Source organism: Salegentibacter sp. BDJ18 (assembly GCF_017579965.1).
Taxonomy (GTDB): Bacteria; Bacteroidota; Bacteroidia; order Flavobacteriales; family Flavobacteriaceae; genus Salegentibacter.
On the sequence record NZ_JAFLQX010000018.1, the window covers coordinates 133,075 to 153,279 of the forward strand.

A 20,205-nucleotide genomic window follows, 5' to 3' on the forward strand; every position below is an offset into this window, starting at 1 on the left:
TTTCTATGCGGTAAACTTTGTACCTACCGGTTTACCGGCTACGATATCCAGAATTACATTTTTCTGTTTACCGTTTGCGATATAAGTGGTGATGTTTTTAGCAGCGGTACCTTTGGCAATCTTAATTTTAGACTCCATACCACCACGGCCTTCACCTTCGCCTTTTCCAGATTCCTGAACGTATTTTTCTACGTTTTCATCAACCGTAACTTTGTTAAGTTTTTCTGATTCATCATCTTCTGGATGGCCGGTGTATAATCCATCTGTATCACTCAAAATAATTAAGGCATCAGCATTAATTAGTTCAGCCACAAGGCTTGCCAGTTCATCATTATCAGAGAACATAGACATTGTTACCGATACTGCATCATCTTCATTAGCAATAGGGATAATTCCTTCAGATAATAAAGACTCGTAACAGTTAATCATATTTTCGCGGTGAATACCCGGGCTAAAATCTCTTTTAGTTGCCAGTACCTGTGCACAACGCATTCCAAAATCATGGAAGATACTATAGTAGTGACGCATCATACGTGGTTGGCCCACTGCAGAAAATACCTGTCTTCTTTTTGAGGCATCTTCAATATCTACATCGCCAAGAACTTCTTTTCCAGCAATTGCCGATCCTGAAGAAACGAGAACTACCATTACATCCTCTTCATATAGTGTAGCTATTTGTTCTACAAGATGTTTTAGTACAGGGCCTAAAATCCTGTTATCTTTATTGGTCATTACATTGGTCCCGACCTTAACTACGATTCTCTTTTTTTCCATTTTATAAAGTTATATTTAAACTTCCTTTTTTAGATTTAGATTACTCTTTTCCCAGTTCTACAGCTCTGTCAAATGCCGCGTAAGCTGCATCTTTAATTAATTCTTCAACGTTATTATCGTCCATAGAATCTAAAGCTGCACGGGTTGTCCCTCCTTTAGAAGCAACGCGCTCCATCCAGGTGCTGGCCGAAAGATCTGATTCATTAAAAAGTTTTACGGCACCTTCAAATGTTTGGCTTACCAAAACTTTAGAATCGTTTTTAGAAAAGCCCATTTTTAAAGCTGCTTCCATCATAGAATTCATGAAATAGAAAACATATGCCGGCCCGCTTCCTGAAATTCCTGTAGAAGCATCTATAAATTTTTCTGTTTCTACATGAATGGAAGCTCCCGTGGTGTCTAATAAATTTCTAACCATAAGAAGTTCTACACGAGAGATTTCTTTTGCTTCGGTAAACGAGGTAACTCCTTTTCCTACCTGTGCAGGAAGGTTAGGCATTGAACGCACAACTTTTTTTACGTTTAAACCTTGTTGTATTTTATCTATAGTAACGCCGGCCATTAAAGAGACAAATATTTGCTGGTCGTTTACTAAAGGTTTTATTTCCTCAAATAAATCATCACAGTGATAGGGTTTTACAGCAAGGAATACGATGTCTGCCTTTGGTAGGCATTCTTCAATATCATCGTATACATCAAAATGGTCTACTTTACTAAGTGTAGTTATTATTTCAGCCGATTTATCAAAAATCATTAGATTTCGGTGATTAAGTAAACTAGACTTTGCCATTCCCTCGGCGTAAGTAAGTCCCATATTTCCTGCTCCAATTACTAATACTTTCATTCTTTATTTTTTGGTTAATTAATTTATTTCAACTTTTAGACTTTCAAGTCTGGGCCATTAAGAACAAAGACCATGCAATGTTTCCCATTAAAACCGTACTTGCCTGCCAAAAGCAAGGATTAAATTAATTTATTTTGACCGTAACTAATAAAATATTAGGTTAAACTAATCTAAAAACAGCCGTTTTCAGCGGTTTTTAAATAAATTTTGATGATGCTTAAGCCTTATAATTAGGTAGATTGAAGCCCTTTTATTATTAGCTTTTGAGATAATAAAGATTATGAAAAACGTTAAGAATTATTCAATTTAGGAAGTATTACTTATGCCTTTAGCCGAAAATGGAATAAACCCTAAATTTTTATTTAAATTTTATTCCATTAAAAAACTGCCATTTTTACTGCCATTATTGCAGAAAAAAGGTGCTAAATTGAACGAAAAGGTTTTCGTCGAATTTTTGTGAATTTAAAGCTGTAGCGTTACAACATCGTTAATGGCAGGAATGCTCACTGCACAATTATAACGATCTTTTATTTTTACTCTTAATGAGTCTAGAGCGGTGGGCTCGCCGTGGATTAAAAATATCTTTTCAGGAATATTTTTTATTTCTGACATCCAATCCAGTAGTTCCTTTTGATCGGCGTGGGCAGAGAGACTTTCCATTTTTAAAATTTTTGCTTTTACCGGGCAATATTTTCCAAAGATTTTTACTTCTGAAGCTCCGTTTTCCAGCTGCCTGCCTCTGGTGCCTTCGGCCTGGTAACCTGCTAATAGCACTGTGGTTTCAGGTTTATCTATTAAATAACGAAGATAGGTGAGTACACGGCCGCCGGTAACCATTCCGCTGCCGGCTATTACAATCTTAGACTTGTTTTCATCTATAGTTTTCCAGGTATCGCGGTATGAAGTGATGATATTAAAATAGGATAGCATTTTTCTAAATTCACCTTGCTCAATTTTATGCCACTTGCTAAAACCTTCAAATAAACCAAGAACTTCATTACCCATTGGGCTATCTATGTAAATAGGGATTTTTGGGATTTTATTCTTTTTGATTAAAAGGTATAACTTGTACATAATTCCCTGCAAACGTTCTACTGCAAAACTTGGAATTATAAGGTTTCCTTTTTTGTTTACGGTTTCCTTAATTGCTTCAATAAAAATTTCGTCTGAATCATCTTCGGGATGAAGTCTATCACCATAGGTACTCTCTAAAAATAAGTAATCTGCCCATTCCGGCTTATTGGGTGCTTCTAAAAGTAAATCTTTTTCCCGCCCAATATCGCCTGAGAATACAAAGCGCTTTTCAAAAATCTCAATTTCTATAAACGTTGAACCTAAAATATGGCCGTTGGTCTGGTAGCGATATTTTATATTTTCTGAAATTCTATGCCACTCATTCAGCTTTATACTTTTAAATAAACCTATAGTTTTTTCGGCATCACTCGTGGTATATAATGGCAAAGCCGGATGGTGTTTGCTATATTCTTCCTTATTGGCTCTTTCTGCATCTTCTTCCTGGATCTTTGCACTGTCTTTTAAAATAACCGCTGCGATTCCTAAAGTTGGTAGGGTACCAAGAATAGGATTTTTATATCCTTGTTTTACCAATTTTGGGAGATATCCTGTATGGTCCAGGTGGGCGTGGGTAAGCAGTATGAGATCTATATTATTAGGATCAAACGGAAAATCTTTCCAATTGAGTTCCCGCAGACTTTTAATTCCCTGGAAGAGTCCGCAGTCTATTAAGAAATTCAACTCGGGTGTTTCTACGAGAAATTTTGAGCCTGTTACTGTTCCCGAACCTCCCAGGAAATGAATTTTTACTTGATTTTCCATAATTTTAATGTTTACAAAGATCTCTCATTTCTTCAAGTATTCTCTTTTTACGAGGATTGCTAATGCCTAAATGATCCAGGTAAAAGGTATCGTTTATAAGTTCCTGGCACAAAACCACATCCCGACTTAACAAAAAGTTTTTTTCTCTTTCTGAAAGTAGGGTAGAAACAGTTATAGGGTATAAACCTAACTGGTCTATTCTATCTTTAAGTCCTTCCCCTTTTGGATAATCCCAGCTTAATAATTTAAGATTGGCACATTTGGCATATTTTACTGCATCAGATGTAAATCGTGTATTGGTAACCACCCAGCCTTCTTCAAAAGTTAATTTATTCTCACCATTACTTCTAAAATTTTTTATATCCCGAAATCTGGAATCTATATAAAGCGGAATTTTCACATCACAATTTCTACCTGCATTGTGAAATTTACATTCTATTAAAATTAGTTTTGAATCTGTTTTGGCCTCCACATCTATCTCGTGGGTAACACATTTTCCCTGGTATATTTTTCCGGTTTGGGTTTTATAACCACTATAACTTAAAAGGGCGGCAATAAATTTTTCAAATGGAAATCCGGTGGGGCCCAATTCGTAAATAGCAGTTTTTAATTTATATTTTGAAGCACTGGTTTTATTATCTTCTTTGAGCAAATTAAAAGCACGATTATATATTTCTTTAGTGGTGATGCCTTCGTACAGTTCGGTTTTGAGTTTTTCCAGGGTTTTTTGAATAAGTTCTTCATTGGCGCCAGATCTCCTTAAAGATTCTGCAACCCTATCTATAGAAAATTTAGCTTTTTCACCAGAGGCTTTTATGATTTTTAGATTGGAAATATTCATTTTTGGAGATTTTTCAAGAATTAACTTTGTAAAAATTTATAGATCTGAAGGCATAAAAAGCATAGGAATTTGGGGTTTTTTTCCTAATTCTTTTAGCAGAGATTTTGAAAATAGATTTTGAAAAAAGCCTCTTTTTTTATGGTTCAAAACCAACACATCACTATTTCTACTTTGAATAAAACTGTGAATTCCTTTGGTAACTTCAATATTGGTTAGGGTGTGAAAACTATGGGAAACATCTTTAAAATAGTCGTGTAGCTCTTCTTTTGTATTGAGCTGTTCTTCAGATAAATTTTCAGTATCCTGGATATAAAGAATCCTAATACAGGCCTTAAATTTCTTAGCCATATCTATTAAAAAATTTATCTCATAATCTGAAAATGATTTATCAAACCGGGTTGCCAATACCAGTTCTTTTTTTACTTCGGGTACATACACACAATTTTCTGGTATAAGTAAAACCGGCATATGGTCTACGGTTTCAATTACATTCATACTATTTGTACCAAAAATCCTGTCGTCTGCTTCGGTTTCTCCTTTTGTTCCCATTACTATAAGATCAAAAATTATTTCATTTTGAATCTCAACAACCGCATCGTTTAACCAGGATTCTATAATTACAGACTTAAACCTATGGTTCTGATTCTTATTAATTATAGCTACTTCTTTCAGCAACTTATTCATCAGGACTTTATTTTCGCTTTTTGCCTGAGCTAAACTAGCGCCATTAATATCGGGAGTATAGAATTCGGGTTTGCAGGCATTTAAAAAATAGAAATTACACAGCTCATTTTGAAATAAACTAAAGGCGTAGACGGTAGCTTTCCAGGCGTTAGCCGAAAAATCTGTGGGGATGAGTATATTTTTCATAACTAGTTGAATTTTCCTGATTGAATGACCATAAAGGGTACTTTAATATGAAAACCTATTTTATTAACTACCGGTCTAAAAAGAAGATTTTCAAAAAAGCTACGTTTGTTATTTACCATGAAAAGTAAATCTACCTCGTGCTGTTCCTGGTATTTTTTTATGGCTTTTGGTACGCTTTTGTCTTCAATTGTATAAAATTGGTGCGCAGTATCTTCCAGGATTTTACTGAGGTTCTTCTTATTTTTTTCCTGATTTTGGTCCAGGTCTTTTCCAAAATAAACGTGTAAAATATTAAGCTTTGAAGTATGTTCTTCGGCTAAATTTAAAATTGGTTCCAGTTGCGCAGTGCTAAAATTCAATTCAAAATCTGTGGGAAATAGAATATTTACCGGAGGTTGGTATTCATATCCCGAAAGGATCATTAAAAAAGGCGTTCTTAGCTTATTAATTGCGTGCACACTATTGGTACCTATTAAAATTTCTTCAGCCCCGGTTGCACCCTGGGTTCCCATTACTACCAGGTCTATTTCTTTAGATTTCACCTGTTCTTTCATCTCATCTATAAGGAGATTAAAAGCTGAGATTTTTTCAAAATGATGCTTTGGATTATTAAAATCACGATTAATTTTCCGTTCTACTTTTCGTAATCCTGTGAGGGAGTTTTTTTTATAAGCTTCAGCGAGATTAGGTTGTGTACTGTTGTATAATATATATTCAGAATCATACAAAACCGGGGTATATGTATTTAGAAGATAAAAAGTACATTCTACATCCTTAAATGCTTTAATGGCATAAGAAATCGCGTTATAAGCGTTTTCTGAAAAATCTGTGGGTAAAAGTATTTTTTTCATGATTTCTAAATTTTAAATGCATTCCCTATTAAAATTTTGTAATACCAGTAGTGGAACTTTAGGATGAAGACCCACTTTATCTATGGTAGAAGTAAGGAGCATATCTTCTAAATAAGTGTGACGGGAATTTACCATCACCAAAAGATCTATATTATTATTTGCTATAAATTCTTCTATTGCTTTTTCCTTTTGCAACTCTTCACTTTGGTGTTTTTCTAAGCGAATATTATAGAATTGCTCGTGCAAAAATTCCAGGTTATCTTTTTGTCTTGCTGAAGTTGCCTTATGTTTAGATAAATACAGAAAATGAATAACAGACTTAAAATCGCGGGCAATTTCTCCCACAACTTTCAATTCACGTTTTTGATACGGAATTAAAAAATTGGTTGGAAATAAGATGTTTTTTGGTTCCTGATAGCTAAAATTTTCTGGAATGGCCAAAACCGGGCATTGCACATATTTTAAAACAAGTAAAGTATTACTCCCAAAACCAAGTTCCCTATCGTTTGTAGCCCCACGAGTTCCCATAATAACAAGATCGGCATTTTCTGAATTTACCAGGCTGTTAACCTCGTCTACCAAATCACCAAATGCTGCTACAGATCTAATTTTATGCCTGGGATTGCAAAATTCGTTGTGAACCTTAATGCTAATTTCATTTAAAGCCATTTCAGCCTTTGTTTTGGTAACCGCCTTAAGCTCATCTATCAATTCTTTACTTAACAGATTTTCATCGGTATACACCTTATCGGCGTAAGTGTTTAAAAGAATTATTTCACTCTTTTCATATTTAAAAAGTTGGCAGGCAAATCGCAATGCGTTATAGGCATTTTCTGAAAAATCGGTGGGTAAGATTATCTTTCTCATCTTCTTGGACTTTGAATAATAAAGTTAAGAGAACACCTAAGTTTAAACTATGAGGAAAATCAGTTTGTAATTTAATTTTAAGCTTTTACAGGAGAAGAAATTTTTTGCTTAGTATGACGTGTATCATATTTATTATCAATGTTTTGAAATATATTTAATGGTAATTTTAAAACTTTTAAAGATGAAAAATTTAATAGTAGGAATCTTAATAAGTATTCCCTTTGTGTTATTTGCACAAGAACCGAAAGAATTTGATTTTGTTTCCAATCAGGAAGAGGGTTTTAGTACGGTAAGGTTAGGCGATAATTGGGGTTTTATAGATACCAGTGGCGAGGTGCTTTTTGAACTTAGAAACGATCTTGTTATGAATAAGAACCCAAAAAAAAATAGAATTGGCGTTGCGGGAATTGAATATCCTCAACTAAAAGAAGAAAGGGCTATTATTAGTAAAAAGAAAGATGGTGTTAACTATTATGGTTTTATAAATGCTGAAGGAAAAACAGTTATTGAACCTGAATTTCTAAATGTAAGCAACTTTTCTAACGGGAAAGCCCTGGCACTAAAGCTAGAAGAAGAGAGACTTGGTGAGAACCAGCTTTTAGGGAAGAATGTGCTGTCTTATAAATATGATGTGGTTCTTATAGATAAAGACGGGGAAGTACTTAAATATTTAGAAGGGCCTTTTCCTGTAGCTGTTTCCAAACAAAAATTACGAGAGGCACCAGAGATTAATGCAAAATGGTTGGACGAGAATTTGCTAAGTGTAAAAGGTCCCAATAAAAAATGGCGAATTCATAAGCTTTAAAAAGTTCCTTTTATAGTTGCTTAAATTTAATTGTAAATAGGATAGAAAGAAAGCTCTAAAAACAGAAACAGGAGACCATTGCCTCCTGTTTCTTAAGAAGATATTAAGTTTATTCTTTAACACTGGTTTGATATCAGTGATCTTACACGAAGTAAAATTTGTATATCAGGTTAAAAAATACCTTTGATATCTTCTAATTTGATTTCCAACTCTGCGAGTTAGGAAAAACAAATTTTTGAATATATATAGATAAATTTCCTGTTTTAAAAATAGACGAAAACATACTTAAAAAAAATGACAAATGTCAGAAAATCAGTATTTAACAAAAAATTAGGATTATGTGATTTCCTGTAGTTTATCTGGTTTCAGGATGTTTATTTTTTTACCTTTTATTGCAATGATTCCTTCTTTTTTTAAGCTGGAAAGGCTTCGAATAAAACTTTCGGTAGAAATACCCGCTATACTGGCTAAATCAGTCCTGGAAATATTAAGTCCTTTAAATTCTGGGTTTTGCATTTCTTCTGCAAACTGAAGAATGGTATTAGAAGTTTTTTTTAATACCGACGCATAAGCCATTTCTAAAAGTTGCGATTTTAATTCTAAAACAGTATCGGTTAAATATTGAGCTAAATCCAGGCTTAACTCCTGGTTTTGCTGTAGTATTTCCCTAAAGTCAGTATATAAGATCCTGTGAAATCCAGAAGCTTCTAAGGTGGTTGCCATTTCAGTTGCCACGGGATGTTTATGAAATCCGTAAAGTCCCAATAAGTCATTTTTACGGTAAATACCAGTAATTAATTCTTTTCCCAGTTGGTCCATCCTGGAAGTTTTAACCAAACCTTGTTTAATTAAATAGATAAAACTGGAATGCCGGTTTTCGTGAAACAATATTTTATGTTTATCCAGGCTTATTAACTCACCCTTTTTTTCCATATAACTTTTTAAAGCTTCAATATTTGGAACAAAAGATTTGTCTGGTTTTTTGGATGCAATAAAATTTTCCATTTTAGCATTGGTGAGAAATAAAATTTTCTTCTTTAGCTCCTGTTCCGAAGAATTCTCTGATAAAAAATGATGTTTTTTATGAAGGGGTTTTTGGGTCCCAGTTTCAGCAATAATAGAAAGTATAGGAAGCTCTAAAATCCCGGAATTTCTATGAATTACTTTAGGGGGAATAGGGATTTTTACTGCCCAAATAAGGAAATCTGGTTTATTTTTTATTAATAAACTTTCTAAGCTTGTTGGGGAATTTGAGTATATAAATTTCCAATCGAGGTTTTCCGCCAATTCATCTGGAATTAGATGACCGGAAGTTTTATCTAAAATATATAGAATACGCTTCATCCCTGCAGAGCTTAATATTAAGAATACGTTGATTGGGGATTGTTTCGCATTCCAGGCGGGGGGAAGTTGGGGAAATGCTTTAAACAACACCTAAATATACAAAGTTATTTTTAAAACATAGATGGTGGAGAAATTATTTAAACATCTAAAAATTAGGTGTTTAATTGTTATTAATATTCTTTAGAAAAAGAATACTTCCGCATAAAAACTGATTTTTATCATTTTCAGCTAAGTTTCTGAGACTTATCTTTAAAGAGCGAATTATTTCGAGAAAAAATCGCGTAGCATTAACTCTCGCTAAGCAAGTAAACTTTTTATTATGGAACTATCTAAAAAACAAGTCTTCACCGAAGAATTTTATCAGAATATTGGGATGCTTTTTTACGCCATTGCGGCTTCTGATAAAGTAGTGCAAACCGAAGAGATTAAAACGCTTAACAACCTGGTGCAAAAGAAATGGGTGCCAATAGATAATAAAACTGACGAATATGGAACCGATGAAGCCTATAAGATTGAAATGATTTTTGATTGGCTTAAAGAAAATTCTCCCGAAGCAGCATGGGCATTTAACGAGTTTAGACAATACAAAAAGGAAAATGAAGGCTTGTTTACTTTGCCAATTAAACAGTTAATTTGGGAAACAGCAGATGCTATTGCAGCTTCGTTTGCAGGAAAAAATAAATCTGAGCTTATTATGCTTTCAAAATTAAAAATGCTGCTTTATAAATGATTAAAATTGAACGTGTTATATTAATTTTTATTCGTATTTTTTAATAAAATTAGCTGATGAAAACCTTAATTTGCCAAAGTTGTGGCTGGCCATTTCCAAAAGCCACGGTAGGTACAAATCGCGATAAATCGGAAAATTCCGATTATTGTCGTGACTGCTACCAGGATGGCGCTTTTACTGATAAATCGCTTAATCTACATCAATTAGAAGTGAAGTTATTAGAAATGGCAGAAATGCACGAAGATATTAGCCTGGAAGAAGCCCGGCAACTTATAAAAAAGCTACCCGAGCTTAAACGGTGGCGAATGGAACATATTTAATTCTTCCTTTCCAGAAGCATATTTCGTTTTTAAAAAGAAAATTTCTGTAGAAGATTTCATTATTGATCTTCTTTTTCGGCTCGCGCTTTTTGGCGTTCCAGTTTTCTAAAATATCCACGGAATAGAATATTATGCTTTAAAGCTTCCATATTCTCGTTAAAGCGATGGGTAGCTTCTTCAATATTTTCCATACTTTGACCTAAATGATTCACAAAACTGCTGTCTTTTAGCACATAATTAAGCGCTCCTTTTTCTGAATTAAGATTGTTAGAAAATTCACCCAGATCTACGCTAATCCCCTTTATTTGCGAAGATGTAGTTTCCAAATCTTTAATAATTGTGCTGAAACTTTTCTGTGCACTGGTGTCGCTAAGAAGCAAACCCGCCACAGAATTTTCGTAATCTACATTATTTAAAATTCCATTTAGTTTTGCCAATCCCAACCTGGCAGATTTGGTTGTTTCATTTAAGTTTTCAACACTTTCCTGTACATTTTTGGCCAGGGTTTTGTCTTTGAGTAAATCTCCTAAAACGCCTTCTCCAGAGTTTATACTATTGGTGATTTTTAATAAATCCTGGGTTAATAATGCTGCATTTTCATTGGTTTTATTCAGGGTGTTTAGCATATCGGCAGTTGCCACCTGGCTAATTGAAGCAAGTGTGTCGCCTTCCTTGATGGTGGGAGAAGATGCCTGGCTTGAGGGTAAAATATTTAAAACCATACTTCCAACTAGTCCGTCTGAATTTATGGTAGCCAGTGCATTGTTTTTAATTAAATTTCCGGCTTCCCTATTAATAAGCATATCTACACAAATTGCCGTATCATTTAAAAATTTGATTTCTTTTACCGTACCAACGTTCACACCAGAATAACGAACGTTATTCCCCGATTGCAATCCATTTACGTTTTTAAAAACAGAACTTACCAGAATGGAATCTCCAAACAGGTTTTGCTTGTTTCCAATAAAGAAAACTCCAAGGGTGAAAATAATAAGCCCCGAAACAATGAGAACCCCAAGTTTTATATTTTGTGCAGAATTTGATTTCATAGCTTTTTATTTAAAAAATGCTTTAATTTTTGGATCACCAGATGCTGCCAGTTCGTTAAAAGTTCCTTCAGCATAATTTTTTCCGTCAAGTAATAAGATCATTCGGTTAGAAATTACCCTCGCACAATCTACATCGTGAGTAATTATTATAGATGAGGTTGCATATTTTTTCTGAATATTCATCATTAATAAAATAATTTCTTTTGCGGTAATAGGGTCTAAACCCGTTGTGGGTTCGTCGTAGATTATAATCTTTGGTTTAAGAATAAGTGCTCTTGCTAAAGCAATTCTACGTTGCATACCTCCCGAAAGTTCTGCGGGCATTAGGTCTATAGTTTGTGGCAAGCCTACATTTTCCAGCGCCTCTTTTACCAGTTCTTCAGTTTTTCTTTCAGAATTTTTTCTGTGTCTTCTTAGCGGAAATTCTAAATTTTCCCTAACCGTCATAGAATCGTATAAAGCACTGCCCTGAAACAAAAAACCTATATCGGTTCTTATTTCATCCAGCTCGTTTTGTTTCATTTTAGAAATATCTTTCCCTAAAACTTTAATACTACCTCTGTCAAAATCCATTAAACCTACCAGGCATTTTATCATCACCGATTTTCCTGAACCCGATTTTCCCATTAGAACAAGGTTTTCACCTTCAAATAAATTTAAATTGAAATCCTTTAAAACTTCAACATCGCCAAAGCTTTTGTACAGGTCTTTTATTTCTATTACGGCTTTATTTTCCATTTTTAGTTATAAAAAATATCAGTGATAAAAACGGCGATAAAATCTAGTACAAACAGCAGCATAGAAGTAAAAACCACGGCAGAATTGGAGGCTTTCCCAACCCCCGCGGTGCCTTTTTTGCTATTGTATCCTTTAAAACAACCTACCAGGCCAATGGCAAACCCAAAGAAAAATGTTTTTACCGTTGCCGGAAGAAGATCTGTAAATTCCAGCGCTGCAAATACCTGGTTAAAATAAAGTGTAAAAGAAACGTCACCTTTTATGTTCTCTATAATTGCAGAACCAATTAGTGCCACAAAATCTCCAACTATTACTAAAATGGGTAGCATACAGGTGGCGGCCAATATCCTGGTTACTACCAGAAATTTAAACGGATTTGTTCCTGAAACTTCCATAGCATCTATTTGCTCGGTAACCCTCATAGAACCTAATTCGGCTCCAATACTTGAACCAATTCTTCCGGCACAAATAAGAGCGATAATTACCGGGCCAATTTCTCTAACTATAGAAATACTTATCATTGACGGCATCCACGAAACCGCACCAAATTCCATTAGGGTAGGGCGGGATTGCAGGGTAAACACAAGGCCTAAAATAAATCCTGTTACACTCACTAAAAGCAAAGATTTATTGCCCATTTGGTAGCATTGTTTCAGAAATTCCCTGAACTCAAAAGGCCTACTAAAAAGTTCTCTAAAATACCTGCCGGTAAACTTCCCCATTTCCCCGATCTCCAGGAAAAAGGAACTTAAACCCGATTGATATGAGGATAGTATTTTCATCTTAGATTATTTCAGTAGAAAACCAGGTATTTATTTTTATTCAAATAAATTGAATACATAACTGCTTGAATACCAGGTAAATTTAGTTCTAAACACTTTTAATAGAAATGATATAAATCAGCTTATTAAAGCTTATAAAGGAAAAATTTAGATAGAATTGGAAATAGCCGGAACGAACTAAAATATTTTTTTAACATTTTAATTTTAAAAAACTTGTTAATTTTAGCTCTTTAAAAATTAAATTTTGACACTTGTGAAGTGGTGCAATCCGCAGTTTAAGGCGATTTTGTTAATATAAATGGCAAATGGGTTCACATTTCTCTGACTTAACATATATTTTTGGTGTTTGCCTTTTTAATTATACAAGACTGACTTAATCATTTCTAAATGACAAAAGTAAATAACTATCCTTCTAAATCGGAGTTAGAAACTAAGCTTAAAATTGACGAACCGCGTGTTATTGCTGTAGGTGCAAGTGCCGGGGGGCTGGAAGCGCTTAAAGCTTTTTTCAAAGACATACCCGAAACCGATAAGAATGCTTATGTAGTTATTCAGCATCTTTCCCCAGATTATAAAAGTATGATGGGAGAACTTCTTAAAAAGAGCACCAACCTGCCAATTCGGGAGATTAAGAATAAAATGAAGCTGAAGCAGGGACATATTTATTTAATTCCGCCGGCCAATAATTTATCTTTTGAAAAGAATAAACTTCACCTGGTAGAAAAACCTAAAGATCAAAGTTTAAACCTGCCTATAGATATGTTTTTTGAAGCACTTTCTAAAGAGCGTAAAGAAAAAGCTATAGGAATAATTTTAAGTGGCACCGGCAGTGACGGTACCCGAGGGGTAAGGGCAATAAAAGAACGCGACGGAATGATTATGGTGCAGGATCCCGAAGAATCTAAGTTTGACGGGATGCCGCAAAGTGCTATAAATACTGGGTTAGTAGATTATGTTCTACCAATTTCAAAAATGGCGCAGGAACTCAGGAATTTTATAGATTCTCCCGCGGTTTTTCATTTTAAGGACGGTGATTATAACTACAATGAGAGCGAACTGATGAAAATTCTTCGCTTTATAGATGAAAAAACCGGTCTTGATTTTAGGGAATATAAACACGCCACACTTGCCCGTAGAATTGCCAGAAGAGTTAATGTATGTAAATGCAATAGTCTTTCAGATTATTATCAATTCTTATTAAATAACGATGAAGAGGTAGAGATTTTACATCGGGAATTTTTAATTGGGGTTACCAAGTTTTTTAGAGATTCAAAAGTTTGGAAAATACTTAGAGAAGAAGTAATTCCTAAACTGGTAGAAGAAAAAAAGGATGGAGAGGTTATAAAACTTTGGGATGTTGCCTGTAGCAGTGGAGAAGAAGCTTATTCTTTTGCCATGCTTATTAATGAAGAAATTGAAAAGCAACGAAAAAGTATAGATATAAAGATTTTTGCAACAGATATTTCGCAAAAACACCTGGATATTGGAGGAGAAGCCTTTTACCCCGAAAGCATTGTTGCTGATATTGATTCAGATTTATTACTGAAATATTTTATAAGCGAGCCTAATGGATATAAGGTTATTGATAAAATGCGCCGAATGGTGGTTTTTTCAAGGCATAATATTATTAAAAATCCGCCTTTCAGCAATATGGATATGGTGGCTTGCAGAAACCTATTAATCTATTTTCAACCCGGAATTCAGAATAAGGCTTTAAACTTTTTACAATATGCTTTAAAAGTTGGCGGTTATTTGGTTTTGGGAACTTCAGAAAATGTTTCGTCCCAAAAAAATAACTTTAAAGTGATAAATCGTTCGGCTAAAATTTATCAAAACGAAAATGCTGATAAACGTTTAAATTCAAATATATCGGCAGCAACTGCTCAAAGCAGGTCACTTTCTAATACAAAAGAAATTCAAAGGCCAAATTATAGAAAAACATCAAATCCAGTTAAAAATAAACTCGCCGAAGAACTTAATGAAACTATCCTTGAGACTTTTGGCGGTGCCAGTGTTTTTATAGATAACGATTTTAATATTTTACAGGCAGTAGGAGAGTTTAGAAAATATGCAAACTTACCGGTAAATGGATTTTCGGTGAACCTTTTAGATATGCTGGGCGTAGATTTAAAGTATATTATACAAAGCACGGTAAAAAAGGCTAAAAAGAATAACGAGAAATTAAGGTACCAGGATGCCGCTTTTGACCATAACGGTGAAAAAAAATCGGTAGATATTATAATAAAACCTTACCAACTACAATTTGAAGATTCTAACGCGAGTTTTGCAATTACTTTTGTTGAAAAAGAATTAAACCTAAATGAGGTTAAAACTCTCGATAAACTTACACTTACCAATCGTACCAAAGAATTTGTTGCAGATCTTGAAGAGGAACTGAAAGAGACTAAAGAAGAACTGCAAACCTCCATGGAAGAAATTGAAACCAGTAACGAAGAGTTACAGGCAGCAAATGAAGAACTCCTGGCTTCTAACGAAGAATTGCAAAGTACCAATGAAGAACTGCAAAGTGTAAACGAAGAGATTAATACGGTAAATGCAGAAAATCTTCAGAAAGTAGATGATTTGGCGGCATTAAACGCCGATATGAATAACCTGCTTGAAAGTACAGAAATAGGCGTTATTTTCCTGGATGATGAACTACGAATAAGAAAATTTACCCCTGCTATACAAAGGCATTTTAACTTAATAGAATCTGATGAAGGTCGGCCAATAGAGCACTTTACTTCCAGTATGGGTAAAAGCAATTTAATTACGCGTTGCAAACGAGTACTTAGAACCGGCAAAATTTTGGAAAAGCAGATTATGACCAAAGATGGGACTTACTATCTGCGCAGAATTTCTCCATACATTAATTCTAACGATGAAATTAATGGGGTAGTGATAACATTTATAGATGTAGGATTGCTGCAACGTTCTAAAGAAAAATTAATTGCCAGTGAAAAACGTTTTAAATCTTTCTACGAAGAAGACCCGGTAATTCATATTAGTGTAGATCCTCAAACCCAGTTAATTGTACAATGCAATGAGATGGCTGTTAGTAGATTGGGATATACCTCTAAAGAAGATTTAATAGATAAACCTGTTTTTGATCTTTATAACGAAGAGTCTCAACTTAGAGCTTTAAAATCTAATAAAGAATTTAAAGATTCTGGCGTTATTGTAAATATGGAGCAGGAAATGCTAACTGCTACAGGAGATTTACTTCCGGTAATATTAAATGCTACTGCAGAAAGGGATATTGATGGCAGGATAATGACTATTAGGTATACTTGTGTAGATATTGCAGCCTTAAAGAAAGCCGAATCTAAATTAAAGCAACAACACGAAGACCTTGAACGCGCTAACAAAGATTTGGAACAATTTGTATCTATTTGTTCCCATGACCTTCAGGAGCCACTTTCTACCATTAAATTTGGTAGTGATGTTTTGGGTAAAATGTACTCTTCGCAATTAGACCAAAAAGGAAAAGATTATGTGAAGTATATAAAAGATGCTTCTACAAGACTTTCAGAACAAATTAAAGCTTTACTGGAACACTCCAGGATTGGCCGAAATGGTGAGAAAAGCCTGGTAAACATTAAAGAAGTGGTTGAGGTTGTAAAATATGATCTCGGTAAAAGAATAAAGGATACCAATGCCAGAGTGAATGCTGGTACGCTTCCAAAAATTATGGGTTATGAAGTAGAATTACGCCTGTTATTTCAAAACCTAATAAGCAATGCCATAAAATATACTCCAAAAGAACGTAACCCCGATATTCGTATTGCAGCTTATCGTGAAGGTAAATTCTGGGTTTTCTCGGTGATGGATAATGGTTACGGAATCTCTGAAGAAGATAAAAAGAACATTTTTACCATTTTTAACCGAGTGAAAGAAACCAATGGAAATGATGGTACGGGAGTTGGCCTGGCGCACGTAGAAAAAATTGTACAACTACACGAAGGTACCATTTGGGTAGATAGCCAGGTAGGTGTGGGCAGTACTTTTTATTTTAAATTAAAAGCATAGCTGTGTATGAGCTCAGAGCAGCTTTCGTATCCCGAAAAGATAGATATTCGAAATTGTGAAAAAGAACCTATTCATTTAATTGGAAAAGCTCAGGCTCACGGTGTAATTCTCGCGGTAGATCCTAAAACTTTTAAAATTATTCAGGCCAGTGAAAATACCTTAAAGTTTTTCGGTATCTCACATAAAACTCTTTTGGGCGATGGTCTTAAAAGCCTGATTGGTAAAGCTGCATTTGAAAAGATTACTACCGCCATAGACCAAAAAACAGGATTTAAAGCCGAAGAGCTAAAAATTGGTAATAAGCATTTTATAGTCTTACCACATTTTTCAGAAGAACATCTTATTATAGATTTTGAAGTGCTGGGCGAGTATTGGGAACCAATGGTTTTTCAGCAGCAATTAACCGGCATTATTAATGGTTTAGATGCAGATGAAACTATTCCTAATCTCTGCAATACCGCTGCCAAATTAATGAAAAACATCTTCGGTTACGATCGTGTTATGGTTTACAGGTTTGACGAAGAATGGAATGGCGAAGTAGTTGCCGAAGAGAAAGAAGAGCATTTAGAAAGTTGGCTGGATCTCCATTATCCTGCCAGCGATATCCCTGCGCAGTCCCGAAATTTATTTTTAAAACATAAAGTGAGAATAATTTCAGATGTGAATTATGAACCTGTTCCTATTTCTCCTGAACGTTCTCCAATTACCAAAAAACCTTTAGATCTTTCCAAATCTACATTACGTGGCGTTTCGCCTATTCATATTGAGTATTTGCAGAACATGAAGGTGGGAGCTTCTTTAACCGCCGCTATTATTGTGCAGGGGAAACTCTGGGGTCTTATAGCCTGCCATCACTATTCAGCAAAATTTATTAATTATTTTCAGCGGGAAACCTGTAAATTTTTAGCGCAGGTTTTTTCTAACAATATAGCTTCCATACAAACCGGTATTTTCAATAAGAAATTCAGTGAAAATTCTGAATTAAGAGCTAAGATTTTAGCCGATCTTAAGATTGAAAACACATTGGGAGAGGGACTTGAGAATGCCAAAATTCCGTTTACTTCTCTAATAGTAAGTGGCGGAGGCGCAGTGATTTTAAATGATGAAATTAAACTTTTTGGCAATACACCCACTGAAGCTGAGGTTATAAATTTAAGTAATTTTCTTGCAGAAAAAGAAGAAATTATATTCTACACTAAACAGCTTAAAAATCATTTTTCGACAGCCGAAAATTATAAAAAATCGGCTTCAGGAATTTTAAGTATTAGGCTGGGACGTGCAAAAAATCATTTTATTATCTGGTTTAGACCCGAAGTTTCCGAAACGGTAAGTTGGGGCGGAAATCCCAATAAAAAACTTACTTATAACGAAGAAAAACAGCGTTTAAGTCCGCGAAAATCTTTTGAAAAATGGACAGAAAAGCTGGATGGGATTTCTAACTCCTGGCAGGATTATGACGTTGAAACTGCTAAGGCTTTTCGGGAAAATTTAAACCAGTTTATTTTAAAAAAGCAAAAAGAAGAGATTAGTAGGTTAAATCAAAATCTTGAAGAAGCTAATAAAGATTTAGAACTTTTTAGCTACGGAATTTCCCACGATTTACGCAGTCCGTTGCGTGGTATTACCGGTTATACTCAAATTTTAAAGGAAGATTTTAGTGAAAATTTACCCGCAGAAGCTTTAGAAACTATAGAGACAATTTTAAAGTCTTCTAACCGTATGGAAGGAATTATAGACGATATTCTTTCCTTTTCAAAAATTACCGGTGGCGAACTTCAGAAGAAAAATTTTAGTACTAAAAAATTACTGCAAGAGCTGTTAGTGAGTTTCAACATTAAAACAAATTACCCGAATTTTGATATAGAAATAGCTGAAAATCTTCCTATTACCTATGGAGACCGCCCAATGATATCGCAACTTTGGAGTAACCTATTAGGGAATGCTTTAAAATATACCCAACAAGCTCCTTATCCGCAGATTGAAATTGGAAGTTTTTCACAGGACAATAAAGATGTTTTCTATATAAAAGATAACGGGATTGGAATTCCTGAACACCAAAGGGATCAAATCTTTAAAATGTTTTCCAGGTTTGCAAAAAAAGATTTTAAGGGTGCCGGTATTGGTCTGGCCATTGTAGCCCGGATTTTAGAAAAGCATAGTGGAATAATTTGGGTAGAAAGTGAACCGGAAAAAGGCAGTACGTTTTTCTTCCACCTTTAATTAGAACTTACAGTAACAAGTTTAGTATTTTTGTGAAAATTTAGAAGTAATGATCAAAACGCCGTTGCGCATAATTCTGGTGGAAGATGAGGAAACCGATGCAGTTTTAATAAAAAGACAAATTGCTAAAATTGTTGAAAAACCCCAGATTAAAGTGGTTAAAGATTTACCGGGTTTTGAAGGAATTTTCACCAGCTTTTTACCCGATGTAATAATTTCAGATTATAACCTTCCCACCGGCACGGGGCTTGATATTATGCAGTTGGCAAAATCTATAGACGAAACTATTCCTTTAATTTTTATAACCGGAGCCTTAGACGATGATGAGTTGGCTGCCGATACAATCCTATCTGGAGCTTCAGGTTTTATTCTAAAAAAGCATATGAATGTTCTTGCCGAGAAATTAGAGCCTTTATTAAAACAGGCGATCTATAATATGGTACAGCACGACGAATTAAGGGAAAGAATTAGAAAAAATAAAATAGCCGTTCACCAAATTTACAGTTATCTGGACAGTATGAAAGCCGATGATAAAGAGCAGCGGGAAAATATTGCAAAAATAAGGAAGAACCTTGATAAATTTGGTGTAGATGATGCTGAATAACCTTAGAAATGCTACCCAGAAATTACACGAAGAACTGGAAAAAGAAAATCTTGCCGGGAAGATTATTTCACACGAAATAAGCCTGGAAGATTATAAACTTTTATTACTGCAGAATTATATTGCCTATAAAATTACCGAAGCTGAAATTTCTAAATTTATCCCAGCCTACAAATCAGATAAAAGCGATCAGCTGGCAAAAGACCTTGAGAATTTGAATGTAGATACCTCTATTTCTGAAGAATTTCAGGGTGAATTCAGCATCACATCGCGTGAAGAAGCCCTGGGAGCGGCTTACGTAGTTTTAGGTTCTGCCTTAGGCGGGATTTATATTTCAAAAGAGATTCCTAATTGCCCTAATTTAGCTGAGATATCCAGGCCATATTTCTTTAATGGCGATCGTGATGGAGTAAAATCCTGGAATAAGTTTGTAAAAGAACTTAAAGCTGAAGATTTTAATGAAGCACAAATTGCGATAGCTTCTAAAAAAGCTCAGGAGACTTTTGAATTTTTTGGGCTTGTTTTTGGGGAAACTTCAGTTATTCCCCAAAATACTTAATTTCTTATATTTTATTTTTGGGTCTTGTTTTCTGCCACCTTTTTCTTTAGGTTTACCCAATAATAGAATTTAAATTTCCTTGTTCTATTCGATTTTATACTACATATATCGAAATATATAAGATTCTATAACCCAAGCTTCCAAA

The 20,205-nt window shown here is 34.5% G+C and carries 18 protein-coding genes; 7 read left to right on the top strand and 11 right to left on the bottom strand.

What is annotated here, in order from left to right; all coding sequences use genetic code 11:
• Positions 1 to 3: 3 nt before the first annotated feature.
• From proB to J0871_RS10495, 7 genes are all read right to left on the bottom strand, one after another.
• Complete coding sequence (gene proB, locus J0871_RS10465) at positions 4 to 774, bottom strand: glutamate 5-kinase (RefSeq protein WP_075326595.1); 771 nt, start codon at positions 772 to 774, stop codon at positions 4 to 6.
• Between the two features lie 40 nt (positions 775 to 814).
• The gene (gene proC / locus J0871_RS10470; protein WP_075326596.1) at positions 815 to 1,618 is read right to left on the bottom strand and encodes a pyrroline-5-carboxylate reductase; all 804 of its coding nucleotides are present in this window, start codon (positions 1,616 to 1,618) and stop codon (positions 815 to 817) included.
• Positions 1,619 to 2,080: 462 nt separating this feature from the next.
• Entirely contained in the window at positions 2,081 to 3,454 is a 1,374-nt protein-coding gene (locus J0871_RS10475; RefSeq protein WP_208225175.1) for an MBL fold metallo-hydrolase, read from the bottom strand.
• A 4-nt stretch (positions 3,455 to 3,458) separates the two neighbouring features.
• Positions 3,459 to 4,295: a restriction endonuclease gene (locus J0871_RS10480; protein ID WP_093302378.1), complete on the bottom strand. Its 837-nt coding sequence runs from the start codon at positions 4,293 to 4,295 to the stop codon at positions 3,459 to 3,461.
• A 36-nt stretch (positions 4,296 to 4,331) separates the two neighbouring features.
• Entirely contained in the window at positions 4,332 to 5,165 is an 834-nt protein-coding gene (locus J0871_RS10485) for a universal stress protein (RefSeq protein ID WP_208225176.1), read from the bottom strand.
• A gap of 2 nt (positions 5,166 to 5,167) precedes the next feature.
• A complete protein-coding gene (locus J0871_RS10490) occupies positions 5,168 to 6,016 on the bottom strand; it encodes a universal stress protein (protein WP_208225177.1) in 849 nt (282 codons plus the stop codon).
• Positions 6,017 to 6,028: 12 nt separating this feature from the next.
• Complete coding sequence (locus J0871_RS10495) at positions 6,029 to 6,883, bottom strand: universal stress protein (protein WP_208225178.1); 855 nt, start codon at positions 6,881 to 6,883, stop codon at positions 6,029 to 6,031.
• A gap of 181 nt (positions 6,884 to 7,064) precedes the next feature.
• On the opposite strand from J0871_RS10495, the gene J0871_RS10500 reads away from it, so the two are divergent.
• Positions 7,065 to 7,688 (top strand): WG repeat-containing protein, encoded by a 624-nt coding sequence (locus J0871_RS10500; RefSeq protein ID WP_208225179.1) that lies wholly within the window; start codon positions 7,065 to 7,067, stop codon positions 7,686 to 7,688.
• Between the two features lie 336 nt (positions 7,689 to 8,024).
• Here the strand turns inward: J0871_RS10500 and J0871_RS10505 are convergent, their stop codons facing one another.
• A complete protein-coding gene (locus J0871_RS10505; RefSeq protein WP_208225180.1) occupies positions 8,025 to 9,032 on the bottom strand; it encodes a Crp/Fnr family transcriptional regulator in 1,008 nt (335 codons plus the stop codon).
• Positions 9,033 to 9,351: 319 nt separating this feature from the next.
• Here J0871_RS10505 and J0871_RS10510 point away from each other — a divergent pair, with 319 nt between their 5' ends.
• A complete protein-coding gene (locus J0871_RS10510; RefSeq protein ID WP_208225181.1) occupies positions 9,352 to 9,762 on the top strand; it encodes a hypothetical protein in 411 nt (136 codons plus the stop codon).
• 56 nt (positions 9,763 to 9,818) lie between these two features.
• On the top strand, positions 9,819 to 10,082 hold the full coding sequence (locus tag J0871_RS10515; RefSeq protein WP_208225182.1) for a zinc ribbon domain-containing protein: 264 nt from the start codon (positions 9,819 to 9,821) through the stop codon (positions 10,080 to 10,082).
• A 59-nt stretch (positions 10,083 to 10,141) separates the two neighbouring features.
• Here J0871_RS10515 and J0871_RS10520 read toward each other — a convergent pair whose 3' ends face one another.
• The 3 genes from J0871_RS10520 to J0871_RS10530 are packed head-to-tail and all read right to left on the bottom strand — an operon-like array spanning position 10,142 to position 12,651.
• The gene (locus J0871_RS10520) at positions 10,142 to 11,131 is read right to left on the bottom strand and encodes an MlaD family protein (RefSeq protein ID WP_208225183.1); all 990 of its coding nucleotides are present in this window, start codon (positions 11,129 to 11,131) and stop codon (positions 10,142 to 10,144) included.
• Between the two features lie 6 nt (positions 11,132 to 11,137).
• Positions 11,138 to 11,869 carry an ATP-binding cassette domain-containing protein gene (locus J0871_RS10525; RefSeq protein ID WP_208225184.1) on the bottom strand — a complete coding sequence of 244 codons (732 nt, stop codon included), beginning with the start codon at positions 11,867 to 11,869 and terminating at the stop codon, positions 11,138 to 11,140.
• A gap of 2 nt (positions 11,870 to 11,871) precedes the next feature.
• Positions 11,872 to 12,651: an ABC transporter permease gene (locus tag J0871_RS10530; RefSeq protein ID WP_208225185.1), complete on the bottom strand. Its 780-nt coding sequence runs from the start codon at positions 12,649 to 12,651 to the stop codon at positions 11,872 to 11,874.
• Between the two features lie 387 nt (positions 12,652 to 13,038).
• Between J0871_RS10530 and J0871_RS10535 the strand changes: the two genes are divergently transcribed.
• The 4 genes from J0871_RS10535 to J0871_RS10550 are packed head-to-tail and all read left to right on the top strand — an operon-like array spanning position 13,039 to position 20,060.
• Positions 13,039 to 16,680 (top strand): chemotaxis protein CheB, encoded by a 3,642-nt coding sequence (locus J0871_RS10535; protein ID WP_208225186.1) that lies wholly within the window; start codon positions 13,039 to 13,041, stop codon positions 16,678 to 16,680.
• 6 nt (positions 16,681 to 16,686) lie between these two features.
• Positions 16,687 to 18,900, top strand: a complete 2,214-nt coding sequence (locus tag J0871_RS10540; RefSeq protein ID WP_208225187.1) for an ATP-binding protein — start codon at positions 16,687 to 16,689, stop codon at positions 18,898 to 18,900.
• A gap of 49 nt (positions 18,901 to 18,949) precedes the next feature.
• Entirely contained in the window at positions 18,950 to 19,504 is a 555-nt protein-coding gene (locus J0871_RS10545) for a response regulator (RefSeq protein ID WP_208225188.1), read from the top strand.
• Positions 19,491 to 20,060, top strand: a complete 570-nt coding sequence (locus J0871_RS10550; protein WP_243870461.1) for a biliverdin-producing heme oxygenase — start codon at positions 19,491 to 19,493, stop codon at positions 20,058 to 20,060. The genes J0871_RS10545 and J0871_RS10550 overlap by 14 nt, the downstream gene beginning before the upstream one ends.
• The last annotated feature ends 145 nt before the right edge of the window (positions 20,061 to 20,205 follow it).